Origin of the sequence: uncultured Muriicola sp. (assembly GCF_947258935.1) — a bacterium.
Classification (GTDB): Bacteria; Bacteroidota; Bacteroidia; order Flavobacteriales; family Flavobacteriaceae; genus Muriicola.
On the sequence record NZ_CAMYKH010000023.1, the window covers coordinates 1 to 25,883 of the forward strand.

Sequence of the window (25,883 nt, forward strand, 5' to 3'; positions counted from 1 at the left end):
CGGAAGTTTTCCAGATCTACAAGAAGTATAATTCAGCTAATAAACATAAGATGATTCCTATACCTGTTTGTAAGATTCCTGAGACACTAAAATAACCGATCACCTAATAATCAGGCATTTAAGACGAATTAGTGGCGGCAAATTGTAGTAAAACCATAAAAAAAGTACAGTTTTGCCATAGAAATTAGATATTAAAACCTTACATTGCATGTTAGAGTTGTGCATAAAATCGAGGCATAATATCTAGAAAAACCCACCTAATGATTAAAATTCTAATTGCCGACAACCATCCCATTGTCCGCCTGGGAATTAAAGAAGTACTTAATACAGTCCCAGATTTTGACGTTTTAGGAGATGTAGCAACTACTACCGAACTATTCAATTTTTTATCGAATTCCATACCAGACGTAGTAATTCTGGAAATGGATATTCCTGAGATCAATGGAATAGCAACTTTGAGAAAGATAAAAAAGGAATTTCCCGATGTAAAGGTTTTAATCTACAGCGGACAGTCTGAGGATGTGTACGCGTTAAGCACCATTAGAGCGGGTGCCTTTGGATATCTTTCCAAGAACTCTGAATTAGACTACATTATCAGTGCAGTAAAAAAAGTTAGTCAGGGAAAAATGTTTATTACGAACGAATTGGCGCAACGCCTTGCGTTCGACGAAGGAACCCAAAAACAACGTAGATTTTTCAGAAAACTTTCAACCAGGGAAGTAGAAGTGCTTAAACTGCTCGCGAGTGGTAAACGCAACAAAGATGTTGCCGAGGGACTCAATTTGAACGAAAAGACCGTCAGCACTTATAAATCCCGATTAATGAAGAAATTAAATGTAGATAATCTGGTAGACCTGTTGCAACAAGCAAAGGCTCTGGAACTCTATTAAGCTCAATAACCAAACTTAAAAAACCCTCTGAACTTTCAGGGGGTTTTTTTTGCGATATCCAACTTCATATTTTGCTTTTTAAGGCTTTTACGATAAGACCCTATTTAGCTTGCTACTCAACAATTTATTCAACTGCAGGTAATTCACTATCTCTTCTAAAACCTCCCGGTTATCATCTGTTTCGTCCTCCGTATTTTGCTGTAAGGCATTGATCCTTTTTTTGATGAGATAACAACGTAAAGTGAGGATGGTTTCACTAACTAATTGAGAAATTGAGGTAGCTTTTTCCTTGGGATAAATGTCCTTGCTTTCCCAATTGTGGAGTCTGTATTTTTCCTCCTCCATCAAAATAGAGGAAATATTATTTACCAGTTCCTGATCTAGTTCATTTAAAAAAGATGCAATACTAAAATCTTCTTTTTCATTCAGGGTTTCCATCAAACTATAATAGATCTTTTTGAAATGGTCATGTGTCATTTCGATCTCATCTTCCTGCAGATCCAAATAGATCTTTTCATACACACGTGCTTCCACGCGTTCGGGTTCCAGAACAAGGTCTCCGGCCTCATTCTCTTTAAGGACCAGGTCTTCAAATTGCTGTTCTTCATTTCCGTAAAGCAACAAGATCTCAATGATCTTTCGCTCCAACTCATATTGCACATCTACCTTCGTTTCTCTCGGGGTCTCTCGGATCACCTCGAAGGCTTTTTGCTCGTTCTTAACTTGCTTGTTAGCTTCTGTATATGCTTTTTTACTGATCTGGGCCAGGGTGTTGAACAAAACCTCCTCAGAGATGTTCATCATGGCTGCACACTGCTGAATATAGAGTTCGCGTTTAATACGATCCGGGATCTTGGCAATACTTCCAACAATATCGCGTATGGTATCTGCTTTTTTAATTGGATCATTGGCGGCTTCCTCTGCCAGTAATGAGGTCTTGAATTGGATAAAATCCTTGGCTTGTTCCTGCAGATAATGGACAACCTCTTCATATGAATTGCTCTTAGCGAAACTATCCGGATCTTCCCCTTCCGGAAAAGTACAGATGCGCACATTCATTCCCTGTTCCAGAATAAGATCTATACCACGGAGTGATGCACGTAAACCGGCTGCATCGCCATCGAACAACACAGTAATATTACTGGTCAACCTATTTATCATCCGGATCTGTTCCGGGGTGAGAGCGGTACCACTGGAAGCTACTACATTGGTTATTCCGCGTTGATGTAGTTGAATGACATCGGTATACCCCTCCACAAGGAAACAATTGTCCTCTTTTGCGATGGCTTGTTTTGCATAATAGATGCCGTATAGAGCCTTACTTTTGTGATAGATCCCGCTTTCAGGAGAATTCACATATTTGGCAGCTTTCTTATCACTACTAAGGATTCGACCTCCAAATCCGAGGACCCTTCCACTTAATGAATGGATAGGGAATAATACCCTTCCCTTAAAACGATCAAATTTTCTGGATTGTCCTGGTCGTGAAGTATCCTCTTTTACTATACTAAGTCCCGTTTTCTCTAAGAAAGTGAGCTGATACCCATTTTCCAGGGCATGGTTCGTAAAAGCATCCCATTCATCTAGTCCGTACCCCAAACCAAACTTTCGAATGGTCTCTTCGGTAAAACCTCTCTCTTTAAAATAACTAAGCCCTATCGCCTTCCCTGGTTCTGTGTTCCATAAGATGTCTGCAAAATATCCCTGTGCAAATTCAGAAACAAGATACAAGCTCTCCCGTTCATTAGCCTGTTCTTTTTGCTCATTGCTTTGTTCCGTTTCCTCTACCTCTATCTGATATTTCTTCGCCAGATATTTAATGGCTTCCGGATAGGTAAAATGCTCATGCTCCATTAAAAAAGCGACCACATTACCCCCTTTACCGCTGCTGAAATCCTTCCAGATCTGCTTCACCGGTGATACCATAAAACTAGGCGACCGCTCATCTGTGAACGGGCTTAATCCCTTGAAGTTGGAACCCGACTTCTTAAGGTTTACAAAATCGCCAATAACCTCCTCTACGCGGGCAGTTTCGTATACCTGGTCTATTGTGTTTTTTGCGATCAATGCTTAACAGTTACGGAACGTTAAAAATACACAAACAGGGACGGTTTAAAAAACAAATCCCTGTTTTATAAATGAATTATCAAAGCTAATATGATACCCGGGGTTGCCAGACTTTTATTTCCTAGTCCAGATCGAATCTAACCCCAAATGAAATGTTCCTTTGCTCCGTAGTTGCATCCTTAAATATGGGATTCAGATCGTATTTTGTATAGAGCAATACCCCATCAATACCTATATAGGCACCCAGTCCATAGACAAGGTCATTAGTGTTGTATCCACGTTTAAGTTTGTCCTTTGCCCGTTCCCCATTGCGGTCGTATTTTAACTTTTGACGGGCACTCAAATTTAATCCCCCATATGCTCCTATTCCAATGCGGAACTGATTTCGAATGGAATATCTTATTTTACTATCTGTTTTGGTGAATTTCGAAGGACCAAACTCAAGATAAAGAGGCACCACCAGATTATCCATTCGCAATTTTGACTTTTTGAGATCTACATCAAAGGTCTCCAGTGTTGTTTCTGGGCCGGTGCTCACAAAATATTGATTGTCTTTTGGCTGTAACCCATTGAATTGAAGGGAGATACCATAACTAAATCTCATGAAATTAGAATTCTTAAATACCCTGGTACGCCATGCTGCCCCAATCTCAAAAAATCGGCTTCCCCCTAATTCATAAGGAGAATCACTTAATGATTGCCCATCAATAATGGCATTATTTATTCCAAAGGCCAGGACCATGTCCGAATAGGTCCTGCGATCATAAACTACTGGTCTTGGTTCACTTCTATCTGAATATTTAATACCAAATATCCGACTATTATCTTGATCCTTATGACCCCATCCTATTTCAATTTTAGTAACATAAGGTACCGTGTCTTGTGGAAAACTTTCGATACCCTCATTACGATCCAACAGGGCGATTGTATTGTCTAGTATGGCCAGTTTGTTCTCAATGTTCAAGGCTCTTTTCCTGGCGGCTTCCTGCTTTAGTTCCCTAGCCTCTTCCAAAGTGATCTCTCCCCTTTTTTGACGCTGTACTATCTCCTCCACTTCCCTCTTCAGGGCTTCTTTCTCTGTAAAGTTCACTTGCTCTTTTTGCTGTTTTAATGAATCTATCTGTTGTTGCACAGTTGTCTGAGCCATAAGATTTTGTGCCAGGAAAAAAATAAGGATCCCCACGGTTACTTTAGATAATGTTGTCATGATTCTCGTGTTTTTGATGAATGATTGATGAATAAACTTCTCCTGTCCTCATACCCCTGTATGAAGAAATTACTATATAGTATATGTGTTGATTACTCGTTGCGATAGGCAATGGCCGACCTTACTTTTACATAGCCATCTTTCAATTTTTCAAATAATTGATCCCTAAAGGATTGGTTGAGTTCGTCTTCCACGTCAGATAAGAGGGCAAGGGCATCCACTGATTGAGATCCTCCTAAAATTCGCTCTCCCAGCAGTTCTTTCTGAGCCGTTCTTAATAAAGAATCTACCGTAGCATCACTTATAGCCCCCTGATTTTGTTCCAAAATGGCTACCTGAGTCATCACCTCTGCTATTTTTGTATCTACCTTCTCTAAGGTTACAAAGGACTCCACCATCTTCTCGTCTAAAAATTTTGGTTGTCCCGCACTTTGCACCAATACTTCATTTGGTAATTGCCTATTATCCTGCATAGCATCCTTATGTACCATCTCACTTGTATTCTCAGGATGCTCTGATAATGACTCCTGAATTTCTAATGTGTTTGATACATCCAAATTAGTGTCTCCGGTATTCACTACTTCCTGTGTGGGAACCACCTCAGCGCCGGGCTGAGAAAGAAAGAATATTGAAACAAATAAAATTCCAATAAACCCTGCTGCTATCCCATACGCCCAATACCCCTTTTTCTTCACTTCTGAGTGAGATCCCAGTTGAACTTCGATCTTTCTCCAGGCATTTTCAGAGGGAGCCATAGTTCGCTCATGCAATACCTCTCTTATTTTATTTTCTACACTATTCTTTGCCATGATCTTATCATTTTACTAGTACGATTGCACTTTTTTTGATAGTGCCATACTGCTAATTCTTTGTTGTAAGTAGTTTTTGGCCTTAAAAAGCTGTGATTTTGACGTGCTCTCCGAAATATCAAGCATATTCGCTATTTCCTTATGCCTATACCCTTCAACGACATAGAGCACAAAGACCATTTTATAGCCTTCCGGCAGAGAATCTATTAGTACTTGTACTTCCGACGCCTGCAACGTTGATTCCATAAATACAGTTTCTTCAGCAACCATATCTAGTTGATCTGAATCAAAGACAACAAACTGATTTTTTCGCAGATAGGAGATCGCTTCCCTTATCATGATCCTGCGAACCCATCCTTCAAAACTGCCTTCATTTCGGAATGTATGTAATCCTTTAAAGACTTTTACAAACCCACTGATCATCACATCCTCTGCAAAATGTTGGTCCTTTACATATTGCCTGCAAACAGATAACATCTTAGGGGCAAACTTCTCATAAAGCAAACGCTGAGCATTTCTGTCCCCTTTCAATGCTTTATTAAGCATCCTCTTTTGGTTCTCATACAATGAAATGATCTTCATTAAGTGTGGTCTTCTATTGTTATAGACGAACTAAACATCAAAAACGTTGCCTCAGGCAGTAGAAATTTCAATTATTTTTTTAAATCGATTGGCGATCAATTACTTTTTTCGATCTACAACATAGTTCACCATTAACTGCAAGGCCTCCTTATATGGTGAATCCGGATAGGTCTCCAGGATTTGAAGGGCTTCATCCTGATAAGCATGCATTTTAGATTCTGCATATTCCAAACCTCCTTTGTCTTTGACAAATTGAATGACTTGTTTGACTCTTTTCTTGTCTCTGTTATGGTTCTTCACCGAATTGATAAGCCAACGTTTTTCTTTATCGGAAGCATTATTAAGAGCATAAATCAGCGGGAGCGTCATTTTTTGTTCCTTGATATCTATCCCTGTAGGTTTTCCAATTTTTGTTTCCCCGTAATCAAAAAGATCGTCCTTGATCTGGAAGGCCATACCACACAACTCACCAAACTTCCTGAATGTCTCCACATGTGTAGAATCGGGTTGTACAGAACAAGCACCCAAACTACAGCAAGCGGCAATAAGTGTGGCGGTTTTCTGTCTTATGATCTCGTAATAAACCGTTTCGTCAATATCCAGTCGTCTTGCTTTTTCCAATTGTAATAATTCCCCTTCGCTTATCTCTCTGATAGCTACTGAAATGATCTTTAACAGATCAAAATCTCCATGCTCCACAGATAATAGCATTCCCTTAGACAAGAGATAATCCCCCACCAAAACGGCGATCTTGTTCTTCCAAAGGGCATTGATCGAAAAGAAGCCCCTACGTTTATAACTTTCATCCACTACATCGTCATGAACCAAAGAAGCAGTGTGAATTAGTTCTATGACCGAAGCGCCTCTATAGGTACGCTCGTTAACTTCACCATTATTCACCAGTTTGGCTGTGAGAAACACAAACATAGGCCTCATTTGCTTCCCTTTCCGGTTCACTATATAGTAAGTGATCCTGTTTAAAAGGGCAACTTTAGACGACATGGATTCAAAGAACTTTTGCTCAAAGAGCTCCATTTCCTTGCTAACAGGTTCCTTTATTTGAGATACGATTTTCAATGAAGTGGGTTTGCTACTATTGTCTTAGTATTGCTTTAAAATTAGGTAAAAATTGCCACCCACTTGGTGACAGTGTACTTTATATTATTCCATTCACTTTTATACAATTCCTCTTAGGGTAAATGCGCTATGATTTATTTGCCAATTGTCCACAGGCCGCATCAATATCCTTCCCACGCGAACGCCTAACGGTAACGGTGATCCCATTCTTTTCCAGTGTATTGACATATAAGTTTAGTGCCGCTTCTCCTGCTTGCTGAAAAGCTCCGTCATCTATGGGATTGTATTCTATAAGATTCACTTTTGAAGGGGCAAATTTGCAAAAATCGACCAGGGCATCTACATCTTTCTGGGTATCATTGATTCCCTCCCAGACCACATATTCATAAGTGATCCTGCTTTTTGTCTTTTGATACCAATAAATCAAGGATTCCCTTAAGTCAGGCAGTGTAAAGGTCGCATTAAAAGGCATAATAGAGGTCCTTATTGTATCGATCGCTGAGTGCAGGGAAACTGCCAATTTAAATTTCACTTCATCATCGGCCATCTTGCGAATCATCTTTGGCACACCGGAAGTAGACACAGTGATCCGTTTAGGGGACATCCCCAATCCTTCACTCCCTGTGATCTTTTCGATAGACTTTAATAAATTGTTATAGTTCATTAAAGGTTCTCCCATGCCCATAAAAACAATATTGCTCAGAGGCCTATCGTGATATAGTCTGCTTTGACGATCAATAGCCACAACCTGATCATAGATCTCATCCGGATTCAGGTTCCGCATCCTTTTCAGCCTGGAAGTGGCACAAAATTTACAATCCAGACTGCACCCAACCTGACTCGAAACACAAGCTGTAGTTCTTGTACTGGTAGGAATTAAAACCGATTCTACAATTAGTCCATCGTGCAAGCGCACTGCGTTTTTAATTGTCCCGTCTGAACTGCGCTGCATTTTATCTACCTTGATGTGATTGATCACGTATTGATCCATCAGCATGGCCCTTGTCTTTTTAGAGAGATTGGTCATGTCCTCAAAGGAATGCGCACCTTTCTTCCACAACCATTCAAACACCTGGTCTCCCCTATAGGCCTCATCTCCACTTTCCTTGAAAAAGGATCTGAGTTGTTCCCTGTTTAAGGCCCGGATGTCTTTCTTTTGAATGGTATCCATGTTTAAAAATAAGAAATCCTGCTCCTCCAAGCGAATATTGGTGGTGCAGGATCTTGAGATTATTAGTTGAATTAAATGATCAGCATGGCATCACCATAGGAATAAAAACGGTATCCTTCAATGATGGCTTCCTTATATGCTCGTTTCATCAGATCGTGTCCCATAAATGCCGAGACCATCATTAATAGGGTAGATTTAGGTAAATGAAAATTAGTGACCATGGCATTTGCGATACTAAACTCATAGGGTGGAAAGACAAACTTGTTTGTCCAGCCATCAAAGGTATTTAGCATATGCTTCGAAGACACGGCACTTTCCAGGCCTCTCATTGCTGTTGTTCCAACCGCGCAGATTCTTCGTTTATTGTTTTTGGCATTGTTCACAATTTCAGTTGCTTTCTCATCGATCACCAACTCTTCACTATCCATTTTATGTTTGGAAAGATCCTCTACCTCCACCGGATTAAAGGTACCTAATCCTACGTGCAGGGTTACCTCAGCAAATTTGATCCCTTTTATCTCAAGTCGTTTTAAAAGGTGTTTGGAAAAATGCAGACCTGCAGTTGGTGCTGCCACTGCCCCTTCATGTTTTGCATAAATAGTTTGATACCGTTGTTCGTCAGATGGTTCTACATCGCGCTTAATGTATTTTGGCAATGGTGTCTGGCCCAATTCACGCAGTTTTCTTCTAAAGTCGATATAAGCACCATCGTACAAGAAACGAAGGGTACGTCCTCTGGAAGTGGTGTTGTCTATAACCTCAGCAACCAGGCTTTCATCTTCACCAAAATAGAGTTTATTCCCTATCCTGATCTTCCTTGCAGGATCTACCAAAACATCCCAAAGGCGTTGCTCTTCATTTAATTCACGTAGTAAAAACACCTCGATACGCGCCCCGGTCTTTTCCTTATTCCCGAATAATCTGGCCGGAAACACTTTGGTATTGTTCAACACCATAACATCGTCCTCGTCAAAATAGTTGATAAGGTCTTTGAACATTTTGTGTTCAATTTTACCCGTATCCTTATGTACGACCATTAACTTGGATTCATCCCTGTGTTCTGACGGATATTCTGCCAATAAGTCCTCAGGAAGTTCAAAACTAAAATGAGATAATTTCATAGAGTATTACTTTTTTAGGCTGATATTTTTTGAAAGAGATGAAAACTCAAATAAGAATCCTAAGAATGGTTCAAAATTTTGGTTTTACGCCCTTTTTCAAGCCTGCAAATATACGACCCTGAAATAGGCGTTGTCAAGTAAAACAATAATTAAATAAGGAATCTTATGAAGTGACCTTAAATTTAAGTTCACGAAGATCTTTCCAGAAGTCGGGATACGATTTTGAGACCACCCCTGCATCATTTATAAACAGGGTCGTCTTCATTGCTAAAGGTGCAAATGCCATGGCCATTCGATGGTCGTTATAGGTTTCTATAGTGACGTCCTTTTTGGCCTTGCCACCTGCCTCCAACTCCAAATCTTTGTCTGACACTTTTACCTTTGCTCCTAACTTGGTAAGTTCGTTCTTCAGGGCTTCAAGTCGGTCTGTTTCTTTGATCTTCAATGTATGTAAACCAGTAAGGTGACAGCCTATTTCTAAACCAAAACAGGTCACAACAATTGTTTGTGCAATATCTGGCGCATCTGCTAAATGGAGAGAAAGTGGTATATCATGGCCATTTTCGTCAATATTTTTTATGGCTTTTGATCGCTTGATAAGTTGAAGGGCCTGACCTTTAAAAATTGTTTCTACTCCAAAATGAGTATACACTTCGGCCAGAATCCTATCTCCTTGCAGACTGTTAGGAGTAAAGGAAGAAATTTCCAATTCTGTGCCTATCTCACTTAGGGCCACAATGCTGTAGTAATAAGATACAGAACTCCAGTCAGACTCCACTACCACATTCTTTGGCTCTGCTGTTTTAAATGGATAAACCTTGATTGTATTGGCTTTAAAGGTGGTTTTAATTTCCAAAGCCTCCAAGAGAGACAATGTCATTTTGATGTAGGGAACTGAGGTGATCTCACCCAGTAATTCTATTTCTAATCCGTTTGGCAAGCTAGCGGCGATCAGCAATAAAGCGGAGATATATTGGCTACTGATGTTGGCAGGCAAGCTTACTTTTTGTGCCGTGAGTTTTCTGCCTTTGATCTTAAGCGGAGGATATCCTTCATTTTTTTGATACTGAATATCTGCCCCCAGGTTTCGTAGCGCCTCTACCAATACTTTTATAGGCCGTTCCTGCATCCTTGATGAACCGGTAAGCAATACATCAGCTCCATCTTTGGATGCAAAATATGCTGTAAGGAATCGCATGGCAGTACCTGCATGATGAATATCTACTTCCCCTTTCGTTACTGTAAGCCCTTGCTGCATTACTTCCACATCATCAGCATTAGACAAGTTATCTATAGTTAGATTAGGATAAAGAGCCTGTAGAATTAGGAGTCGGTTAGATTCACTCTTAGATCCGGTGATCTTGATGGTGGACCTAAAAACGGAATTGGGAGGACCTGAGAGGTGAAGTGTCAAGCGGCTTGGATTTAAGGATTTTGATCAGCTACATTAAAGGGGATCTGATGCATCAAAGATAGGATTATTTCAACTTTTTGTTATCCTGGTGACGTTGGTGATCGCGTTTTGTCTTTACCGCAAGTTTCTTGTCAAATGAAGCTTCCAGATCTATCCCTGTTTGGTTGGCAAGACAGAGAACCACAAAAAGAACATCTGCCAGTTCCTCCCCAAGATCCTTATCCTTATCTGATAGTTTCTCACTTTGCTCCCCATAGCGCCTGGCTATGATACGTGCAACCTCCCCTACCTCTTCTGTTAATTGGGCCATATTGGTTAGTTCATTAAAATAGCGAACCCCATGAGCATTGATCCATTCATCTACTGCGATTTGTGCATTTTTTATATTCATAGATCCTTATTTTTTGTGTCCATCATTATTGTAACAGGTCCGTCATTCAAAAGAGCCACTTTCATATCGGCCCCAAAGATCCCAGTACCTACTTTTTTTCCCAGATCTAGCTCCATCTGAATTACGAACTGCTCATAGAGTGGTATGGCCACCTCTGGTTTCGAAGCTCTGATATAGGAAGGCCTGTTTCCTTTTTTGGTTGTTGCATGGAGAGTAAACTGACTTACAACAATAGCATCGCCGCCTCTCTCCAACAAAGATTTATTCATTACCCCATCCTCATCATTAAAGATACGCAGGTTTACGATCTTACGGGTCAGCCAGGCAATATCTTCAGGGCTATCTGCATCTTCTATTCCCAATAGGACCAGCAAGCCTTCTCCAATTTCCGAGAGCCTTTTATTATCTACGGTTACGTGTGCCCAGGCTACTCGTTGAATGACTGCCCTCATTGGTTATGTTGTTTTATACCAATCATTGCTTTTTTATTCAAAAACATCAAAACGATATGTATCTTCCTCTCCGGTTACCATTTGCAGATAACTCTTGTACCTGCTCCATGAGACACTATCATTTTCGAGAGCCTCCTTTACTGCACATTGCGGTTCATCAATATGCAGACAATTATTGAATTTACAATCTTGTTTTAACTTAAAAAATTCAGGAAAATAGTCCCCTATTTCATCTTTTTCCATATCTACAAGACCAAAGCCTTTGATCCCGGGAGTATCTATGATCTGTGCATCAAAACTCAGATCATACATTTCAGCAAAAGTCGTTGTATGCTGACCCTGTAAATGTTGTTCAGAGATCTCAGCGGTTTTTAAAGCAAGGTTTGGTTCTAAAGCATTGATCAGGGTGGATTTTCCTACTCCTGAATGACCGGCAAATATGCTGGTTTTTCCCACCATAAGTTCCTTTACTTTATTTACATACGTTCCTTCTTTAGCAGAAATACCTATGCAGGTGTAGCCTATTTTGCGATACATTGCAGCCAAAAATTTAACCTCCATCAATTCTTCATCGTTGTAGGAATCTATTTTATTAAATAGCAATACCGTTGTTATGTCGTACGCTTCAGAAGTAGCCAAAAACCTATCGATAAAAATAGTATACGTTTTAGGGTTGTTTATGGTGATCATTAAAAAAACCAGGTCAATATTGGCGGCAATAATATGCGTTTGTTTCGAGAGCTTTACGGATTTGCGAATTATATAATTTTTCCGGTCTTCTATAGTATGGATGACACCATAGGTGATATCTCCGGTTTCCTCTAGTTCAAAGTTTACTTTATCCCCAACCGCAATGGGATTAGTGCTTTTGATCCCCTTGATCCGGAATTTTCCTTTGATCCGGCATTCAATAAAATGCCCCTCAGTAGTTTTTACCGTATACCAGCTTCCAGTAGACTTATAAACAGTGCCTTTCATTCTTGTTCATATCTCATTGCAAAGAAACAATTTTACTTTTAGACGAACCGTTATCTTTAAGCTGTAAATAGGAATAGTAACCATTATAAAGCAACTCATATGAAAAAAAGCATGTCATTCTTATTCTTGGTCTTCACATTTGTAATAGGCCTTGAAGCACAGGAATTTAAGGTAATCACTAGTGTAGAATCTATTGTTCCCAATGGTATGGGAAGATCAAGAATTATCAATGCACAGGAAGCCAAGGATTATAAAGAATTTACAAGTGTCCAATCTGAGGAAGACAATACCCGTAACAAATCTGATAGAGGCGAGATCAGGGTGAAAAATTTTGAAGAAACAAAATTGCTCAACTTTTATAATCTGGGGGGCATTCGTTTTCAAAACATTGCCGCCAATGATGCCCTTATTACATCTATGATCAACACCATGATCTCTGAAGGATGGGAACTGGCTTTTGTCACCAGTGCCGTAGAAAGTGAAGGCGGTAAAGGGGACGGGCAGGGTATTTTTATTACTCGCTATATATTTAAAAAATAGGATGTAAAACAGTGGAAAAATTTTGTAATTTAGAGGTCCTTCATATAAGAATAACAACCTAATAACCACAAAATGAAAACACTAAGAAACCTATTATTACTCTTTTGCCTCTCTTTTGCTTCCCTTGGATTAGCTCAGGAAACAATCACCAATGAATCCGTGATTCAGATGGTAGAATTGGGGTTCGATGATTTTATGATCATAGACAAGATCAACAACTCTGATGTAAAGTTCGATGCATCTATTTCAGCACTTGGAAAAATGAAAGATGCAGGAGTATCTTCTGAGGTATTATCCTTGATCATGGCCAAGTCAAGACAAAACACTAAATCTAAAACAGGGATATATTACACCAACTCGAGTGGTGAGCAGGAAATCATTCAACCCAGTGTTTTTTCCGGATCCAATTCGAATGCTGCTGCCCAAAAACTGGTTTCCGGATTGATCAACTCTAAGGAAAAAGCACAACTTCCGGGTATTCAATCGAACAATGTGTTATCTACCAGCTCCCCTGAATTCACTTTTATCTTTGATCCAAGTGTAACGGAGGTCGACAATATGCAAAACAGCCAGGGTGGGGATACAGGCATTTTTAACTGGTGGTTTCGAATGGCGAGCAATCCCAACGAATTTGTACTGGTTAAATTAACGGTCAAAGAGAGAAAGAACCTACGGGAGATCATAACCGGTAAGAATAGCTGGATCACAAGCAGTAGCGGTATTGACCCTAAATACGCCCTCAACTTTAATATTGAAACAATAGAAGGCAATAAGTTTAAAGTAACACCAGATGCTTTGGAACCAGGAGAATATTGTTTCATCTACCAAGGTGCGGTACCTCAAGGCAGGGACAACCAGTCCGTTTTCGATTTTTCAATTCAATAACAGGCAAAGATCCTTTATAATTAAAAAAACCCTGATCTCTGAGATCAGGGTTTTTTAAATGGATGACGCTGGTTTAGTTATCTACCATCAAATATGCCCCCGGTAATTAGTTATTAATTATTTTCTCCTGATGGTTTATAGATTCCTGATGAATTGCCTTGAACATCTTAAGTACAAATTCTTCGCTCAAACCTTTAGACTCGCCTTCCAGGATCATTTTACCCAGAATGGCGTTCCATCGATTTGTTTGCAGTACAGCCACATTGCGTTGTTTCTTTAATTGTCCTATTCCGTCAGAAACATTCATGCGCTTCCCCAGCATATCTATAAGTTGATTGTCAATTATATCGATCTGTGCCCTAAGATTGCTCAACTTGCCACTGTATTCTGCTTCTTCGTCTGTTTCCTTTCTAATTTTTAAATCTTCCATGATCTGTACGAGTTTTTTAGGGGTAACTTGCTGTGCGGCATCGCTCCAGGCGTTATCCGGATCGCAATGGGTCTCTATCATAAGTCCGTCAAAATTCAGATCCAGAGCAGTCTGAGAAATATCAAAGACTAGATCTCGTTTCCCGGTGATATGCGATGGGTCATTGATCAAAGGCAAGTCCGGGAACCTGGTTTGTAATTCAATGGGCAATTGCCATTCAGGAATATTTCTAAACTTCGTTTTCTCATAGGTAGAAAAGCCACGATGTATAACCCCAAGATTCTTGATATTGGCGGTATGAAGTCGCTCTACTGCCCCTAACCACAAAGAAAGATCAGGATTTACAGGATTCTTTACCAATACTATTTTATCTGTCCCTTCTAATGCATCTGCTATTTCCTGAACAATAAAAGGACTTACCGTAGAGCGGGCTCCTATCCACAACAAATCAATGTCGTGTTCCAAGGCCAGGTCTACATGGGCTCTATTGGCTACTTCAGTTGCCGTTTTTAATCCGGTTTCCTTTTTTACCTTCTGTAACCATTTTAGACCAATGGCACCAACCCCTTCAAAATTTCCAGGTCGGGTACGTGGTTTCCAGATCCCTGCACGGTAATAGTTAACGTCTGTGTCTTTCAGCTCATGGGCTATTTGTAGTACCTGGGTTTCCGTTTCAGCACTGCAAGGGCCTGCGATCACCAACGGGTGCGAGAGGGCCATATTATCTAACCAGTTTCTTAAATCCTTTGAATTTTCCATAGTATCCTTATAATTTGTTCAAGGGTATTCCTTTTAATATATCCTTTATTTTATTTGTATCCTGCATGTCCTTAAAGAGGCCTTCAAGATCATCATCTTTTAACTTTTGCTTAAAAGCTTCTAAATTTTGAATGTATTCTTCCAGTGTTTCAATAACATTCTCTTTATTTTGATCAAAGATGGGTGTCCACATTGCCGGAGAACTCTTGGCAAGTCTAACAGTACTCTCAAAACCACTCCCGGCCATATCAAAAATATCGCGTTCGTTCTTTTCCTTTTCGATCACCGTTTTCCCCAGCATAAAAGAACTGATATGCGACAAATGGGAGACATAGGCTATATGTTTGTCATGAGCCTCCGGATTCATATACCGGATTCGCATTCCTAACTTCCTAAAGATATCCAAGGCCTTCTCTTGTAATTTGAAAGCCGTCATTTCCACTTCACAAATAATATTTGTCTTCCCTTGAAAAAGTCCTTCTATGGCCGCTGTTGGACCAGAGAATTCTGTTCCGGCAATAGGGTGACATGCGAGAAAATTTCGTCTTTTGGGGTGCAACTTTACTGTGGAACAGATCAACCCCTTTGTTGAGCCTGCGTCAATGATCAGTGCTTCGTCCTGCACTACATCCAGTATTCCCGGCAAGGCAATTACTGCTGCATCTACAGGGATAGCAAGAAATATGATCTCTGCGTCCTTTAAAGAATTTCTATCGCCCTTGGCATCAATAATTCCCAGCTTCATGGCAGTTTCCAAATGTGCCTCACTAGCATCCAGACCGGTAATATGCACACCGGTATAGGCCTTTTTAAGGTCTTTGGCCAGCGAGCCTCCTATTAATCCGATCCCTATAATTCCTATTTTCATCTTTAGTCTTTAAAACGCGCTATAGCTTCTTTGATCTTTTCGGCAGGTACGCAAAGTGAAAACCTAATATACCCCTCTCCGTTACTGCCAAAAATTGTACCCGGAGCAATAAAAATATTCTTCTTATACAGTATCTCATCTATGAATTCTTCCGAAGAAATAGATCCTTTCGGTAATTTTGCCCATACAAACATCCCTACCGCTTCAGTATCATAAGTACACTGTAACAGGCTTGCCAGCTGAAACATAAGTTTCCTTCGAGATGTATACACGGCATCTAATTCTTCGAACCAGGCTTTCCCGCTCTGCAAGGCTGCTATAGCCCCCTGTTGGATCCCATAAAACATCCCGGAATCCATATTGCTTTTCACTTTTAAAATAGCCTCAATATGATCTTGTTTTCCAAGCACCATCCCTACGCGCCATCCGGCCATATTAAATGTCTTGCTGAGTGAATTCAATTCGAGTGCTACCTCTTTGGCACCTGTTATCTCCAGGATACTTGTTGGGTTGGTGCCCAGGACAAAACTATACGGATTATCATTGACCAATAAGATAGTATGCTCTTTGGCAAAGGCTATCAATTGCTTCAATTTTTCAAGAGAGGCCATTGCTCCGGTTGGCATATGCGGGTAGCTTACCCACATTAACTTTACCTTTGAAAGATCTTCCTTGCCGAGATTTTCCAGGTCCGGAAACCAATTATTTTCTTCTAAAAGATCATAGCTTCGTGGTACACCACCTACCAATTTGGTCACAGCCTGATAGGTAGGATATCCCGGATTGGGAATTAAAACCTCATCGCCAGGATTAAGAAAGGCCATGCTTATGTGCATAATACCCTCTTTTGACCCCATGAGCGGGAGAATTTCATTTTGAGGATCTGCAGTTACACCAAACTTATCCTTATAAAAACTTGCAATGGCCTGCCTCAATTCTGGTAGGCCCTGATAACTTTGATATTGGTGGGCTCCATTATCGTTTAGAGCTTCTTTCATTGTCTGCAACACCCCATTGGAGGGTGCCAGATCCGGACTCCCAATTCCCATATTAATAATTGGCCTACCCTCGGCCATAAGTCCTCTTACTTCCCTCAACTTTCTGGAGAAGTAGTATTCTTCTATGGTAGTAAGCCTATTTGCCGTCTTAATCATACCATCACATTTTTATATTCCCCCAAAACTTTAAAATCCTCAGACATAATATTGAGAAGCGCTTTTGCTTTATCGAAATACTCGAACTTATCAAAAGTAACATCCACAAAAAATGCGTATTTCCATGGGGTCTCTATGATTGGTAAACTCTGGATCTTGGTTAGATTTAAACTACAGTCGCTCATTACGTTTAGGACGGTTGCCAAACTGCCTCTTTTGTGATCTGTGATAAATCGTATAGATGCTTTATTGATCTCCTCTTTGGGGAGTTCCTTATTCGTTGTTTTTACAATAATAAACCGGGTAGCATTATTCTTAATGGTCTGAATTTCCGGTGCAATGATCTCAAGATGGTATAAATCAGCTGCCACTGCCGGGGCAATAGCCGCAACTCCTTTTAGTTGTTGATCCTGAATCCTCTTTGCTGTTTCAGCTGTATCTACATCCTCTACCATTTTAATATGTGCCTGGGTCTTGAGGTATTCCCGGCATTGCAGCAGGGCCATAGGGTGCGAACGCACTTCTTTGATATCCGCTAAGGTCTGCCCTTTTAGTGCCATTAGATTATGGTGAATGTTCAGGTAGTGCTCCCCAATGATATGCAGGTTATTTTCGTACACCAGCGCATAGTTTGGAATAATAGACCCTGCGATAGAATTCTCGATGGCCATCACTCCTTTATCTGCACTACCATCTAGTAATTGGTCTACCAGCCCATGGAACGACAAACATTCCACCAGGTCTATAGCGTCACTAAAATATTCGCGAGCCACCTGATGATGGTTCGATCCTTTGATTCCCTGTATGGCTATCCGTTTTTTCACCTTAGTTGTCACAAAAAAAAAGCCCCGTTTTCTACGGGACTTGTATTGTTATCGTTTCACAATTACCTACATCAGTCCCTTTCCTCTTTTAAAAAAGAAGTAAAAATAGAACCCGTTCCAGAAATTAGTATTTGTCATTTTGCTATAAAACTGAGGCTAAGGTAATTATTAAATTGAAAAATTGGCTCCTAAGTATTTATTTTTTTGAATGTTGATGAATATCGAAATATAATTGCGAATAATTTTTCAAAGATCGATTTTTTCTGAGAATTCTATAATCAAGAACTAAAAGAGAATGACAAATATCACCAACAAGTCACCAAATTAAGGAAGAAAGAAAGGTGGTTCACTTCTCACTTTTTTTATATCCATTGTGTATTTTTACTCGAGAATTAAGGATCATATGTCTATTAACGTTGAGCATCTTACTAAATCCTACGGAAAGCAATTAGCACTGAAGGATGTATCTTTTACGATCAAAAAAGGAGAGATAGTAGGTTTCCTGGGACCCAACGGTGCCGGCAAATCTACCCTGATGAAGGTACTTACTACCTATTTAAAAGCAGATGAAGGAGTAGCTTTGGTCAACGGATTCAATGTACTTACAGATGCCAGAAATGTTCAAAAGAGCATTGGCTATCTGCCAGAGCATAATCCATTATACCTGGAGATGTATGTTAAGGAGTACTTGCAATTCAATGCCGAAGTTTACAAGGTATCTAAAGATCGAATTGAAGAGGTAATCGATCAAATTGGCCTTAGTGCCGAAGCCCATAAAAAAATAGGGCAACTGTCTAAGGGATACAGGCAACGAGTAGGCCTTGCAGCAGCACTTTTACATGACCCTCACGTTCTTATTCTTGATGAACCTACAACCGGTTTGGATCCCAATCAACTCCTGGAGATCCGAAAGTTGATCCGTGATATTGGGAAAAATAAGACCATCTTACTCTCTACCCATATCATGAAAGAAGTAGAGGCCGTTTGTGATCGGGTTCTCATTATCAATAAGGGAAGCCTGGTGGCCGATCAAAATCTGTCCGACCTCAGAGAAGCAGCAGAACAAATCATTGAAGTGGAATTCGATTACAGGGTGGAAGAAGCATTTTTATTAAAGCTTCCTCATGTGACCAATGTGAAGAATACCGTTGGTTTTGTGTATGAGATCACCTTTACACATTCTAAGGATATGCGACCTGTGGTATTCGATTTTGCGCATGACAATCAATTAAAAACCTTGCAACTCAGTCGCAAAAACAAGAATCTGGAAAGCCTTTTCACAGAATTGACAACTGCATCCTGAGGTCAGACAATTTCCACTGGTTGCTGTAAACCGGTAATAATTAATTTCTAGGTAAGTTTGGTTTTGCAAGAGACCAGAATGATAGATATAACTAGTTGTAGCTTCTTACTTATTTTGAACTTTTTAATTGCCCTTGGTGAATCTCTACAATTAAAATAGTCCTGAGATAGTACCTTCTTTGTCTATTGTAATATTTTCTGCAGAAGGAGTGGCCGGTAATCCGGGCATCCTCAATATATTCCCGGCAATGGGAATAATGAATCCTGCGCCCGTTGCGATCTCGAATTCACGAATATTGATATCGAAATTTTTGGGCCTGCCCAGTCTTTTTTCATCATCACTCAGGCTCTTTTGAGTTTTTGCAATACAAACTGGTAGTTCTCCATAACCCATGCGTTCAAATCGCTTCATCTGACTATTTGCCACATTTGTCAGGATCACATTGGTAGCCCCATAAATAGTTCTGCATATCTTTTCCATCTTGGTCCTTATAGGATCGTTGAGCTGGTAAGTGGGTTTAAAGGCCCCCTTACAGGAGGCAGCGGCATCTATTACCAGATCTGCCAGGTCTGTACATCCTTTGCCGCCATCGGCCCAGCCATAACTCAGTGCCGTTGGTACATTTAATTTTTTACAATGTTCTAATAAAACTTTTTTCTCTGCTTCTGTATCAGTGCTAAAAGCATTGACCGAAATCACTACGGGTAAACCGAAGCTCTGTAAACTAGTAACATGTCTTTCTAAGTTGGGCATACCAGCTTTTAAGGCCTCTACATCTTCCTCCGTGAGTTCTGCCAACTTTTTTCCCCCATGGTATTTCAGGGCACGGATAGTAGCCACTAAAACTATTGCCTTGGGAGATAAATTAGCCTGCCGGCATTTTATATTCAGAAATTTCTCTGCTCCCAGATCTGCGCCAAAGCCGGCTTCTGTCACCACAAATTCACCTAAACTCATGCCCATTTTTGTGCCCAGTATTGAATTGGTTCCCTGGGCGATGTTTGCAAAAGGTCCGCCGTGAATAATAGCCGGGTTCCCTTCCAGTGTCTGCACCAAGTTAGGCTTAATGGCATCTTTTAACAATACGGTCATGGCTCCCTGCGCCTTCAGGTCTCTTGCATATACAGGTTTCCCCTCCCAGGTGTCGCCCACATAAATATCCCCGCATTTCTCCTGAAGGTCTTCCAGACTATTACTAAGACACAGAATTGCCATGATCTCTGAAGCGGCTGTGATATTAAATCCGGTTTCCCGTGGAATCCCTCCTGCCTTACCGCCCAGTGCTGCAACAATATGACGCAGCCCTCTGTCATTCATATCCATACAGCGCTTCCAAATAACGGTCCTCGGATCTATTCCAAGGTTTCGTGTTTTGCTTTGTATGTTATTATCGATCAAGGCAGCCAATAAATTATTTGCCTTTTCAATGGCATGAAAGTCGCCCGTAAAATGAAGGTTGATATCTACCATGGGGATCACCTGGCTCCAACCTCCTCCGGCAGCACCTCCTTTAATACCAAACACAGGTCCTAAACTTGGTTCGCGCAACACAATGACCGCTTTTTTCTTTCGAAGATTTAAAGCATCACCCAGTCCTATGCAGGTAGTAGTCTTGCCTTCCCCAGCCGGAGTAGGCGTAATAGCGGTTACAAGAATAAGATTTCCTTCTTTTACTGAAGCTTCCTCTATTAGGTTAAGAGGCAACTTTGCCTTGTTAGACCCATAATATTCTAAATGATCTTCTGAGATGCTCAGTCCTGCGGCTATATCCCTAATGTGCTTTTCCTTGACGCTCTGGGCGATCTGAATGTCTGTCATATTATTTTAATTAATTGATATTCCATCGAAACGTAAGTAGTTTCATGTCCTTATTGGCTGAAAAGCTAACTTCTATTTTCGGATTTTCATATGGTTTTGTAAATATATACGTGCTACCAATGCCTACGGCAGCTCCTCCCAGTACATCCCAAATATCGTGATAGCCATCCGGACCTTCCATTCTGCTAACTCCAGTTAAGGCTGCTAAAATATAGGCATATTTCCCGTACTTCCAGCCGTATCGACGTTGTATAAAGGAGGCACCTGAAAATGCCGAAGAGGTGTGCCCAGACGGGAAGGAATCATAGGAGGTGCGCCCCTCTGGTCGTTGTCTTTTGGTAGTGTATTTGAGGGTATAGGTAAGTGCCATTGTGGTGGCATAAGAAAAGGCCAATTGTTTTGTACCCTGATAATCTTTTTGAAATATAGTTGCTAGTCCGGCAGACAAGGGCAAAGCTATTTGCAGAACGTCACCCGTATCTTCCAGGATGTATTCCCAGCGTTCATGGGTGCCGTCATTGCCATCTTGCGAATAGGTATTGCACATTCCAAAATAGCATAGAAAAATTAATAAGAGGACCCATCGCCTATTCATAGAACCTTATTTCATTCTTTTAATGATTAGATAATCGAGACCGAATCGGCCGGAGCCATTGATCAAACTATATAAACCTACCCATAGAAAGCCTAAAGCGGGAAGCATATTCCATACGCCATTGTCTATTTGTTGTAAAAAAATGGCTACCAGCATGGTACATACAATCAGGAAGGCAGCGATCCTGGTTTTGAACCCCAACACCAGCATAAGTCCGCCGATTGTTTCGCTAAATCCCGCTATCCAGGCAAAGAATACAGGGTACATGGCAAAGATTCCCCCAAACTGAGCTACATCTTCCGGAAACCAATACACCACCTCAAAAAGGCCCAGATTCAATTTGGGATCGGACCATGGCATGCCAAACTTTGAAGCTCCAAAATCAATAGCCAATAACAATCCGCAAATAAAGCGTGGGATAAAAAGAAGAAGATCGGCCCAGACCGATTTTTGTAAGACCGGATTATTAAAGTATTTATAAAGGTGAAGTATTTTCTTCATGGACATGTCTCTTTTGAAATCTTATTTTGGATACTATTTATTTGCCGGGGCCCAGGAAGGGTGTTCATTGCGAATGCTTGTTTTAGTAAGCTGACGCCTCTCGCCAGTGGAAAGGTGAATGATATATATGTCATAATTATTTTGAGCGCCAGCGGTATAGGCTATCCATTGTCCATCTGGTGACCAGGAAGGAGAGTATGCATCCAGGGTATCCTTAGTGATGTTTGTAATTTCACTGCCGTCCGGATTCATCATAAAAATGTCGAAGCTCTGTTCCCCGGGACCATAAAATGCGATCTTTTCGCCCTTGGGATCATAGACCGCTCCAGAATCATAGCCCACTTTGTGAGAAACTCTTGTTGCAATTTTTGTTGAGAGATCGAATGTAAATATTTCCCCATTGGCAGCATACGTCGTATCATTTTCCTCTTTAAGTTGTCTGGTGAATAACAAACTTTTTCCACTTGGATGCCATGAAGGGCTTTCTTCGTAGGCCTCATTATTGGTGAGGGCCAGAGCTTGGCTCCCATCAATCTTCATAAGGTAAAGGGATCTGCTTTTTTGATTCCGATTGCTCATAAAAGCAATTTTCTTTCCATCTGGCGAAATGGCCGGTAAGACATCCTCACCAGGATCGTTTGTCAATCTCAGGGCTGGTTCACCTTTCAAATCTAAAAGATAAATCTCGGTATTGCCATCCCTGTTGGAATAGGTAGCTATAGAACTGGCATTAGGGGACCAGGAATTTCCGTATTCCATGGCCGGGTGTTGGGAGATATTCTGAAGATGATTCCCGTCGGGAGCCATTAAATAAATTTCCTTGTTCCCATCCCTGTTAGAAGTAAAAGCTATTTTGCCGATGGGTTCCGTAATATCGGTCATCGAAGTTTCAGCCGTAGACTTTGGTCCATCTTTGCAACCTGTCAGACATACAATGACCAATGTTCCCAGCAGTAAATAAGATGCATTTCTAACAGAAATGATATTAGCAAGTGGGAAAATATATGATGGTTGTTTAAACATTTGTAAGAATTCTTGCTTTCAAGATATAAAAAAAGGAGTAATCTTTAAGGCCAATTCCCGTACCATCGATTCCAGCACCTATAATAAATCCTTTACATGATCAGCTTTACCACTGTTATAATTCCAATGACTAAAATAAGGATCAGGGAGATCTTTTTAAACTTGGACTGAGGAATATATACCAATATCTTTTTGCCAATATATGTACCCAGTAACCCTATCACTAATAAAAAAGGTACATATATAAGATCATGATCATGTATATATCCATTTTTATAATAGACAATAGTACGGGAAAAGTCGATCATAAAATCTATAAATGCAGAGGTGGCAATAAATACACTTTTCTCCATATTAAAGGCAGCCATAGTAAGTCCTCTTATAGCCCCTCCTGTGCCTAACAAACCTGCCGAAAAACCTGAGAGTGCCCCGCCGATCACGGAGTTTTTTTTGGTAGGATCTATCACCAACTCCTTTTTTATGAGAAACAAACCGCTCAGGCTCAGGAGAAAAATACCCAGAAGTAATTCTAGATAAAAGGTGTCCAAAAGATTAGAAAGTAGCCCTCCAATAACCACAAAGAGCACAGAAGGTATTCCCAGGTAAAGGATCAAAGACTTATTGAGACCTTTTTTAAATAGGAAGATCTTGCTGAGGTTGCTCGACAAATGGAAGATGGCGGTTAATCCTAAAACTGAATAAAAATCAAAATAGAAGTTACCAATTGGCACAAAGAACACAGAAGAGCCAAAACCTCCTATGGTACCAAGGATCTCTGCCAATAATGCCAAAAGAAGAAAAAAGGTATTTAATTTCATAAAAAACAATATGATTTGGCCAATACTATTATGCTAAAGAAACAACAACATTACCAGTTTTATGGCCTTTTTCCACATAGCGAAACGCCTCAGGAATCTGTTCGAAAGGATATACGCGGTCTATCACAGGGCTGAAATGGTCCTCTTCTATAAGACTCTTTAATAAGCGGATAGTCCGCATAATATCCGGAGGATATGGAAATTTTACTTTCTTCCCTCCTGTAAATGGTATAGCTCCAACCAAAGCTGTTGTAAGGGAATAAAACAAATTCTGAGACCAGGGACCAAGTTCTGAGGAAATATAAGTTCCTCCCGGTAAAAGAAGGGACTTACATACACCAAAAGTACTTTTCCCAGAAGTATCCAAAATAGCCTGATATTTAAACGGTGATGTCGTAAAATTTTCTTGTTCCCAATCGATAATATGCTCGGCACCCAGCGATTTTGCTAAATGAATGTTCTTTGTATTACATACGGCTGTTATCTGCATTCCTAGATAGTTCAACAGCTGCAAAGCTGCTGTTCCAATACCACCTGTAGCCCCATTGATCAGAACACGATCTCCATTTTGTAAGGTCATTTTATTGATCATATTATATGCGTAATGAGCTCCTTCAATACAGCCGGCTGCCTGCTCATAAGTGAGATCTTTTGGAATAAGGCTAAACGCATTTTTAGGTGAAAGCACCAAATATTCGGCGTAGGATTTAATCCCACTGTCTGCAAAACCAAATACCCTTTGGCCAACTTCATATTGGGATATATCCTTCCCTACCGCTGCGATCTCGCCAGAAAACTCTGTTCCTAAAATAGGATTTTTAGGAACGAACAGGCCCATAGACAACCTCATTATCGCTGGTTTAGCGCGTAAATTAGCACAGTCTGTTCGGTTAACAGAGGTAGCCATTACTTTTACCAATATTTCGTCTGGTTTTGGGACAGGCTCGGGGATCTCTACAAGTTGCAGAACATCCGGGGGACCATATTTTTTATAAATAAAGGCTTTCATTTTTATACATATTCTACAATGAAGTTTCGTATTTTAAATATCAGAAATCCATTGACATAGTGCCTCTATTCCTTTAATTATTCTAGGACAATGTTCTTTCATGCTAAAACGTTCACCTTCCCTTGGTTCATCAAAGTCTACATAGGCCAGTCTGGCGCCTAAAAAAGAACTTTCAAATCCAAAAGCAATGGAAGGTAAAAGTACCACGCCTGTATCGGCTAAAATTTTACTGCATACTTCATTAGAAGTGGCTACCCCTATTTTTTCAAATTTTTCCTGCAACAGCGAAAAATCAAGAAAAAGATAAAATGCTCCTTGTGGCGGATGCACTCTAATGTTGCTTTTTCCTAGTTCCTCACTGCAATAATTCCCTATCTCTTTTAGGATTTGTATTTGTCTGTTGATATAGGGTTTTGTTTTATTATAATCCTGGTAGGCCACCCTTGCGGCCATTTGCACAGGAACAGGTGCACAGGAATAGGTTTCAGAACCAATTCCCAACAAAGTTTGTTTAAATGTGGGTTCCAAACCTTTGCTAATGAGTGCAGCTCCAAATCGCCATCCCCCTGCCCCACACCATTTTGAAAGTCCGGTGGTAGTGACCGTCCTTTGCGGATAAAAAGTAGCAAATGAAAGATGCGCATTGTTATGATCTAGTAACCCATATATTTCATCGGAGATAACCAGCATATTGTACTTACTTACCGCCTTGGTAAGTGCCAACAATTCATCCTTGGTATATGTGAGACCATCCGGATTACCGGGATAATTAAGGATCAGGATAGAAGGTTTAACCCGTTTGTTAGCTACCGCATCATGGATCGCCTGAGGAGTTACTCTCCATCGCTGTTCAAAAGATGTCGGAAGTTTTATGATATGATGCCCCGCCAATTTGGCCTGAGGGCTATAAGAAACCCACGCGGGGGCCGGGATAAACACATCAGCCTTTTCAAAAGCCAATAAAATATTAAAGATCAAAATTTTGGACCCCGGTGCTACCACGACATCATCTGCCTCAACTTGTAAACCATTATGTGCATAATGGAAGCTGGCGATGTTTTCCCTGAGTTTCAGATCACCTTGAACGGAAGAATATTCTTTATGCTTAACTGCATTTTTTAAAGCTTGCTGAACGCTGGTAGGCGGCATAAAGGGCGATTGCCCAAATCCAAATTGGAATAAGTTTCGGTTTTGGGC

Annotated in this window: 26 protein-coding genes and 1 pseudogene; 5 read left to right on the plus strand and 22 right to left on the minus strand. The window is 40.5% G+C overall.

The window, feature by feature from the left end:
* Window positions 1-95, plus strand: a pseudogene (locus Q0X72_RS05935) (NAD(+) synthase); the annotation flags it as partial.
* 165 nt (window positions 96-260) lie between these two features.
* Complete coding sequence (locus Q0X72_RS05940; protein ID WP_297762830.1) at window positions 261-890, plus strand: response regulator transcription factor; 630 nt, start codon at window positions 261-263, stop codon at window positions 888-890.
* 87 nt (window positions 891-977) lie between these two features.
* On the opposite strand, the gene dnaG is transcribed toward Q0X72_RS05940, so the two are convergent.
* The 11 genes from dnaG to rsgA form a co-directional block, all read right to left on the minus strand.
* A complete protein-coding gene (gene dnaG / locus Q0X72_RS05945; protein WP_297762835.1) occupies window positions 978-2,957 on the minus strand; it encodes a DNA primase in 1,980 nt (659 codons plus the stop codon).
* 121 nt (window positions 2,958-3,078) lie between these two features.
* The gene (locus Q0X72_RS05950) at window positions 3,079-4,164 is read right to left on the minus strand and encodes a hypothetical protein (protein ID WP_297762838.1); all 1,086 of its coding nucleotides are present in this window, start codon (window positions 4,162-4,164) and stop codon (window positions 3,079-3,081) included.
* Window positions 4,165-4,256: 92 nt separating this feature from the next.
* Window positions 4,257-4,973 carry a hypothetical protein gene (locus Q0X72_RS05955; protein ID WP_297762840.1) on the minus strand — a complete coding sequence of 239 codons (717 nt, stop codon included), beginning with the start codon at window positions 4,971-4,973 and terminating at the stop codon, window positions 4,257-4,259.
* Window positions 4,974-4,988: 15 nt separating this feature from the next.
* Complete coding sequence (locus tag Q0X72_RS05960) at window positions 4,989-5,555, minus strand: RNA polymerase sigma factor (protein WP_297762843.1); 567 nt, start codon at window positions 5,553-5,555, stop codon at window positions 4,989-4,991.
* Window positions 5,556-5,654: 99 nt separating this feature from the next.
* The gene (locus tag Q0X72_RS05965) at window positions 5,655-6,632 is read right to left on the minus strand and encodes a polyprenyl synthetase family protein (protein WP_297762846.1); all 978 of its coding nucleotides are present in this window, start codon (window positions 6,630-6,632) and stop codon (window positions 5,655-5,657) included.
* Window positions 6,633-6,759: 127 nt separating this feature from the next.
* Entirely contained in the window at window positions 6,760-7,803 is a 1,044-nt protein-coding gene (rlmN, locus tag Q0X72_RS05970; protein ID WP_297762849.1) for a 23S rRNA (adenine(2503)-C(2))-methyltransferase RlmN, read from the minus strand.
* 71 nt (window positions 7,804-7,874) lie between these two features.
* The gene (gene queA, locus Q0X72_RS05975; RefSeq protein ID WP_297762852.1) at window positions 7,875-8,924 is read right to left on the minus strand and encodes a tRNA preQ1(34) S-adenosylmethionine ribosyltransferase-isomerase QueA; all 1,050 of its coding nucleotides are present in this window, start codon (window positions 8,922-8,924) and stop codon (window positions 7,875-7,877) included.
* Window positions 8,925-9,087: 163 nt separating this feature from the next.
* Entirely contained in the window at window positions 9,088-10,338 is a 1,251-nt protein-coding gene (locus tag Q0X72_RS05980; RefSeq protein WP_297762855.1) for a 3-phosphoshikimate 1-carboxyvinyltransferase, read from the minus strand.
* Between the two features lie 64 nt (window positions 10,339-10,402).
* Window positions 10,403-10,729, minus strand: coding sequence for a nucleotide pyrophosphohydrolase (locus Q0X72_RS05985; protein ID WP_297762857.1), 327 nt, complete (start codon window positions 10,727-10,729; stop codon window positions 10,403-10,405).
* The gene (gene dtd / locus Q0X72_RS05990) at window positions 10,726-11,181 is read right to left on the minus strand and encodes a D-aminoacyl-tRNA deacylase (protein WP_297762860.1); all 456 of its coding nucleotides are present in this window, start codon (window positions 11,179-11,181) and stop codon (window positions 10,726-10,728) included. Before dtd ends, Q0X72_RS05985 begins: the two co-directional genes overlap by 4 nt.
* Window positions 11,182-11,214: 33 nt before the next feature.
* Window positions 11,215-12,159: a ribosome small subunit-dependent GTPase A gene (gene rsgA, locus Q0X72_RS05995; protein WP_297762863.1), complete on the minus strand. Its 945-nt coding sequence runs from the start codon at window positions 12,157-12,159 to the stop codon at window positions 11,215-11,217.
* A 99-nt stretch (window positions 12,160-12,258) separates the two neighbouring features.
* On the opposite strand from rsgA, the gene Q0X72_RS06000 reads away from it, so the two are divergent.
* Window positions 12,259-12,699, plus strand: coding sequence for a hypothetical protein (locus tag Q0X72_RS06000; protein ID WP_297762865.1), 441 nt, complete (start codon window positions 12,259-12,261; stop codon window positions 12,697-12,699).
* Window positions 12,700-12,771: 72 nt separating this feature from the next.
* Window positions 12,772-13,584, plus strand: a complete 813-nt coding sequence (locus Q0X72_RS06005) for a hypothetical protein (RefSeq protein WP_297762869.1) — start codon at window positions 12,772-12,774, stop codon at window positions 13,582-13,584.
* Between the two features lie 106 nt (window positions 13,585-13,690).
* Here Q0X72_RS06005 and Q0X72_RS06010 read toward each other — a convergent pair whose 3' ends face one another.
* Genes Q0X72_RS06010 through Q0X72_RS06025 form a run of 4 tightly spaced genes read right to left on the minus strand, consistent with a single transcriptional unit; the run spans window position 13,691 to window position 17,619 of the window.
* The gene (locus tag Q0X72_RS06010) at window positions 13,691-14,773 is read right to left on the minus strand and encodes a bifunctional 3-deoxy-7-phosphoheptulonate synthase/chorismate mutase type II (RefSeq protein ID WP_297762872.1); all 1,083 of its coding nucleotides are present in this window, start codon (window positions 14,771-14,773) and stop codon (window positions 13,691-13,693) included.
* Between the two features lie 7 nt (window positions 14,774-14,780).
* Window positions 14,781-15,641: a prephenate dehydrogenase gene (locus Q0X72_RS06015; RefSeq protein ID WP_297762875.1), complete on the minus strand. Its 861-nt coding sequence runs from the start codon at window positions 15,639-15,641 to the stop codon at window positions 14,781-14,783.
* 2 nt (window positions 15,642-15,643) lie between these two features.
* A complete protein-coding gene (locus Q0X72_RS06020) occupies window positions 15,644-16,795 on the minus strand; it encodes an aminotransferase class I/II-fold pyridoxal phosphate-dependent enzyme (RefSeq protein WP_297762878.1) in 1,152 nt (383 codons plus the stop codon).
* Complete coding sequence (locus tag Q0X72_RS06025) at window positions 16,792-17,619, minus strand: prephenate dehydratase (protein WP_297762880.1); 828 nt, start codon at window positions 17,617-17,619, stop codon at window positions 16,792-16,794. The genes Q0X72_RS06020 and Q0X72_RS06025 overlap by 4 nt, the downstream gene beginning before the upstream one ends.
* A 403-nt stretch (window positions 17,620-18,022) precedes the next feature.
* On the opposite strand from Q0X72_RS06025, the gene gldA reads away from it, so the two are divergent.
* Window positions 18,023-18,922 carry a gliding motility-associated ABC transporter ATP-binding subunit GldA gene (gene gldA, locus Q0X72_RS06030; RefSeq protein ID WP_297762882.1) on the plus strand — a complete coding sequence of 300 codons (900 nt, stop codon included), beginning with the start codon at window positions 18,023-18,025 and terminating at the stop codon, window positions 18,920-18,922.
* A 150-nt stretch (window positions 18,923-19,072) separates the two neighbouring features.
* Here gldA and Q0X72_RS06035 read toward each other — a convergent pair whose 3' ends face one another.
* From Q0X72_RS06035 to Q0X72_RS06065, 7 genes are all read right to left on the minus strand, one after another.
* On the minus strand, window positions 19,073-20,740 hold the full coding sequence (locus Q0X72_RS06035; RefSeq protein WP_297762884.1) for a formate--tetrahydrofolate ligase: 1,668 nt from the start codon (window positions 20,738-20,740) through the stop codon (window positions 19,073-19,075).
* Between the two features lie 10 nt (window positions 20,741-20,750).
* On the minus strand, window positions 20,751-21,335 hold the full coding sequence (locus Q0X72_RS06040; RefSeq protein ID WP_297762887.1) for a phosphatase PAP2 family protein: 585 nt from the start codon (window positions 21,333-21,335) through the stop codon (window positions 20,751-20,753).
* Between the two features lie 6 nt (window positions 21,336-21,341).
* A complete protein-coding gene (locus Q0X72_RS06045) occupies window positions 21,342-21,836 on the minus strand; it encodes a DoxX family protein (RefSeq protein WP_297762890.1) in 495 nt (164 codons plus the stop codon).
* 33 nt (window positions 21,837-21,869) lie between these two features.
* Window positions 21,870-22,859, minus strand: a complete 990-nt coding sequence (locus Q0X72_RS06050; protein WP_297762892.1) for a DPP IV N-terminal domain-containing protein — start codon at window positions 22,857-22,859, stop codon at window positions 21,870-21,872.
* A gap of 92 nt (window positions 22,860-22,951) precedes the next feature.
* Entirely contained in the window at window positions 22,952-23,677 is a 726-nt protein-coding gene (locus Q0X72_RS06055) for a sulfite exporter TauE/SafE family protein (RefSeq protein ID WP_297762895.1), read from the minus strand.
* Window positions 23,678-23,705: 28 nt separating this feature from the next.
* Window positions 23,706-24,686, minus strand: a complete 981-nt coding sequence (locus Q0X72_RS06060; protein WP_297762897.1) for an NAD(P)-dependent alcohol dehydrogenase — start codon at window positions 24,684-24,686, stop codon at window positions 23,706-23,708.
* 33 nt (window positions 24,687-24,719) lie between these two features.
* Window positions 24,720-25,883 (minus strand): pyridoxal phosphate-dependent aminotransferase (locus Q0X72_RS06065; RefSeq protein WP_297762899.1); only part of this gene is annotated, 1,164 nt, incomplete at its 5' end.

Excerpts from the sequence above, each read along its gene's own strand:
- Q0X72_RS05940 (WP_297762830.1), top strand. The coding sequence starts at position 261 with ATGATTAAAATTCTAATTGCCGACAACCATCCCATTGTCCGCCTGGGA.
- Q0X72_RS05950 (WP_297762838.1), bottom strand. The coding sequence starts at position 4,164 with ATGACAACATTATCTAAAGTAACCGTGGGGATCCTTATTTTTTTCCTG.
- Q0X72_RS05955 (WP_297762840.1), bottom strand. The coding sequence starts at position 4,973 with ATGGCAAAGAATAGTGTAGAAAATAAAATAAGAGAGGTATTGCATGAG.
- Q0X72_RS05960 (WP_297762843.1), bottom strand. The coding sequence starts at position 5,555 with ATGAAGATCATTTCATTGTATGAGAACCAAAAGAGGATGCTTAATAAA.
- rlmN (WP_297762849.1), bottom strand. The coding sequence starts at position 7,803 with ATGGATACCATTCAAAAGAAAGACATCCGGGCCTTAAACAGGGAACAA.
- queA (WP_297762852.1), bottom strand. The coding sequence starts at position 8,924 with ATGAAATTATCTCATTTTAGTTTTGAACTTCCTGAGGACTTATTGGCA.
- Q0X72_RS05985 (WP_297762857.1), bottom strand. The coding sequence starts at position 10,729 with ATGAATATAAAAAATGCACAAATCGCAGTAGATGAATGGATCAATGCT.
- dtd (WP_297762860.1), bottom strand. The coding sequence starts at position 11,181 with ATGAGGGCAGTCATTCAACGAGTAGCCTGGGCACACGTAACCGTAGAT.
- rsgA (WP_297762863.1), bottom strand. The coding sequence starts at position 12,159 with ATGAAAGGCACTGTTTATAAGTCTACTGGAAGCTGGTATACGGTAAAA.
- Q0X72_RS06000 (WP_297762865.1), top strand. The coding sequence starts at position 12,259 with ATGAAAAAAAGCATGTCATTCTTATTCTTGGTCTTCACATTTGTAATA.
- Q0X72_RS06005 (WP_297762869.1), top strand. The coding sequence starts at position 12,772 with ATGAAAACACTAAGAAACCTATTATTACTCTTTTGCCTCTCTTTTGCT.
- Q0X72_RS06010 (WP_297762872.1), bottom strand. The coding sequence starts at position 14,773 with ATGGAAAATTCAAAGGATTTAAGAAACTGGTTAGATAATATGGCCCTC.
- Q0X72_RS06015 (WP_297762875.1), bottom strand. The coding sequence starts at position 15,641 with ATGAAAATAGGAATTATAGGGATCGGATTAATAGGAGGCTCGCTGGCC.
- Q0X72_RS06020 (WP_297762878.1), bottom strand. The coding sequence starts at position 16,795 with ATGATTAAGACGGCAAATAGGCTTACTACCATAGAAGAATACTACTTC.
- gldA (WP_297762882.1), top strand. The coding sequence starts at position 18,023 with ATGTCTATTAACGTTGAGCATCTTACTAAATCCTACGGAAAGCAATTA.
- Q0X72_RS06035 (WP_297762884.1), bottom strand. The coding sequence starts at position 20,740 with ATGACAGACATTCAGATCGCCCAGAGCGTCAAGGAAAAGCACATTAGG.
- Q0X72_RS06040 (WP_297762887.1), bottom strand. The coding sequence starts at position 21,335 with ATGAATAGGCGATGGGTCCTCTTATTAATTTTTCTATGCTATTTTGGA.
- Q0X72_RS06045 (WP_297762890.1), bottom strand. The coding sequence starts at position 21,836 with ATGAAGAAAATACTTCACCTTTATAAATACTTTAATAATCCGGTCTTA.
- Q0X72_RS06050 (WP_297762892.1), bottom strand. The coding sequence starts at position 22,859 with ATGTTTAAACAACCATCATATATTTTCCCACTTGCTAATATCATTTCT.
- Q0X72_RS06055 (WP_297762895.1), bottom strand. The coding sequence starts at position 23,677 with ATGAAATTAAATACCTTTTTTCTTCTTTTGGCATTATTGGCAGAGATC.
- Q0X72_RS06060 (WP_297762897.1), bottom strand. The coding sequence starts at position 24,686 with ATGAAAGCCTTTATTTATAAAAAATATGGTCCCCCGGATGTTCTGCAA.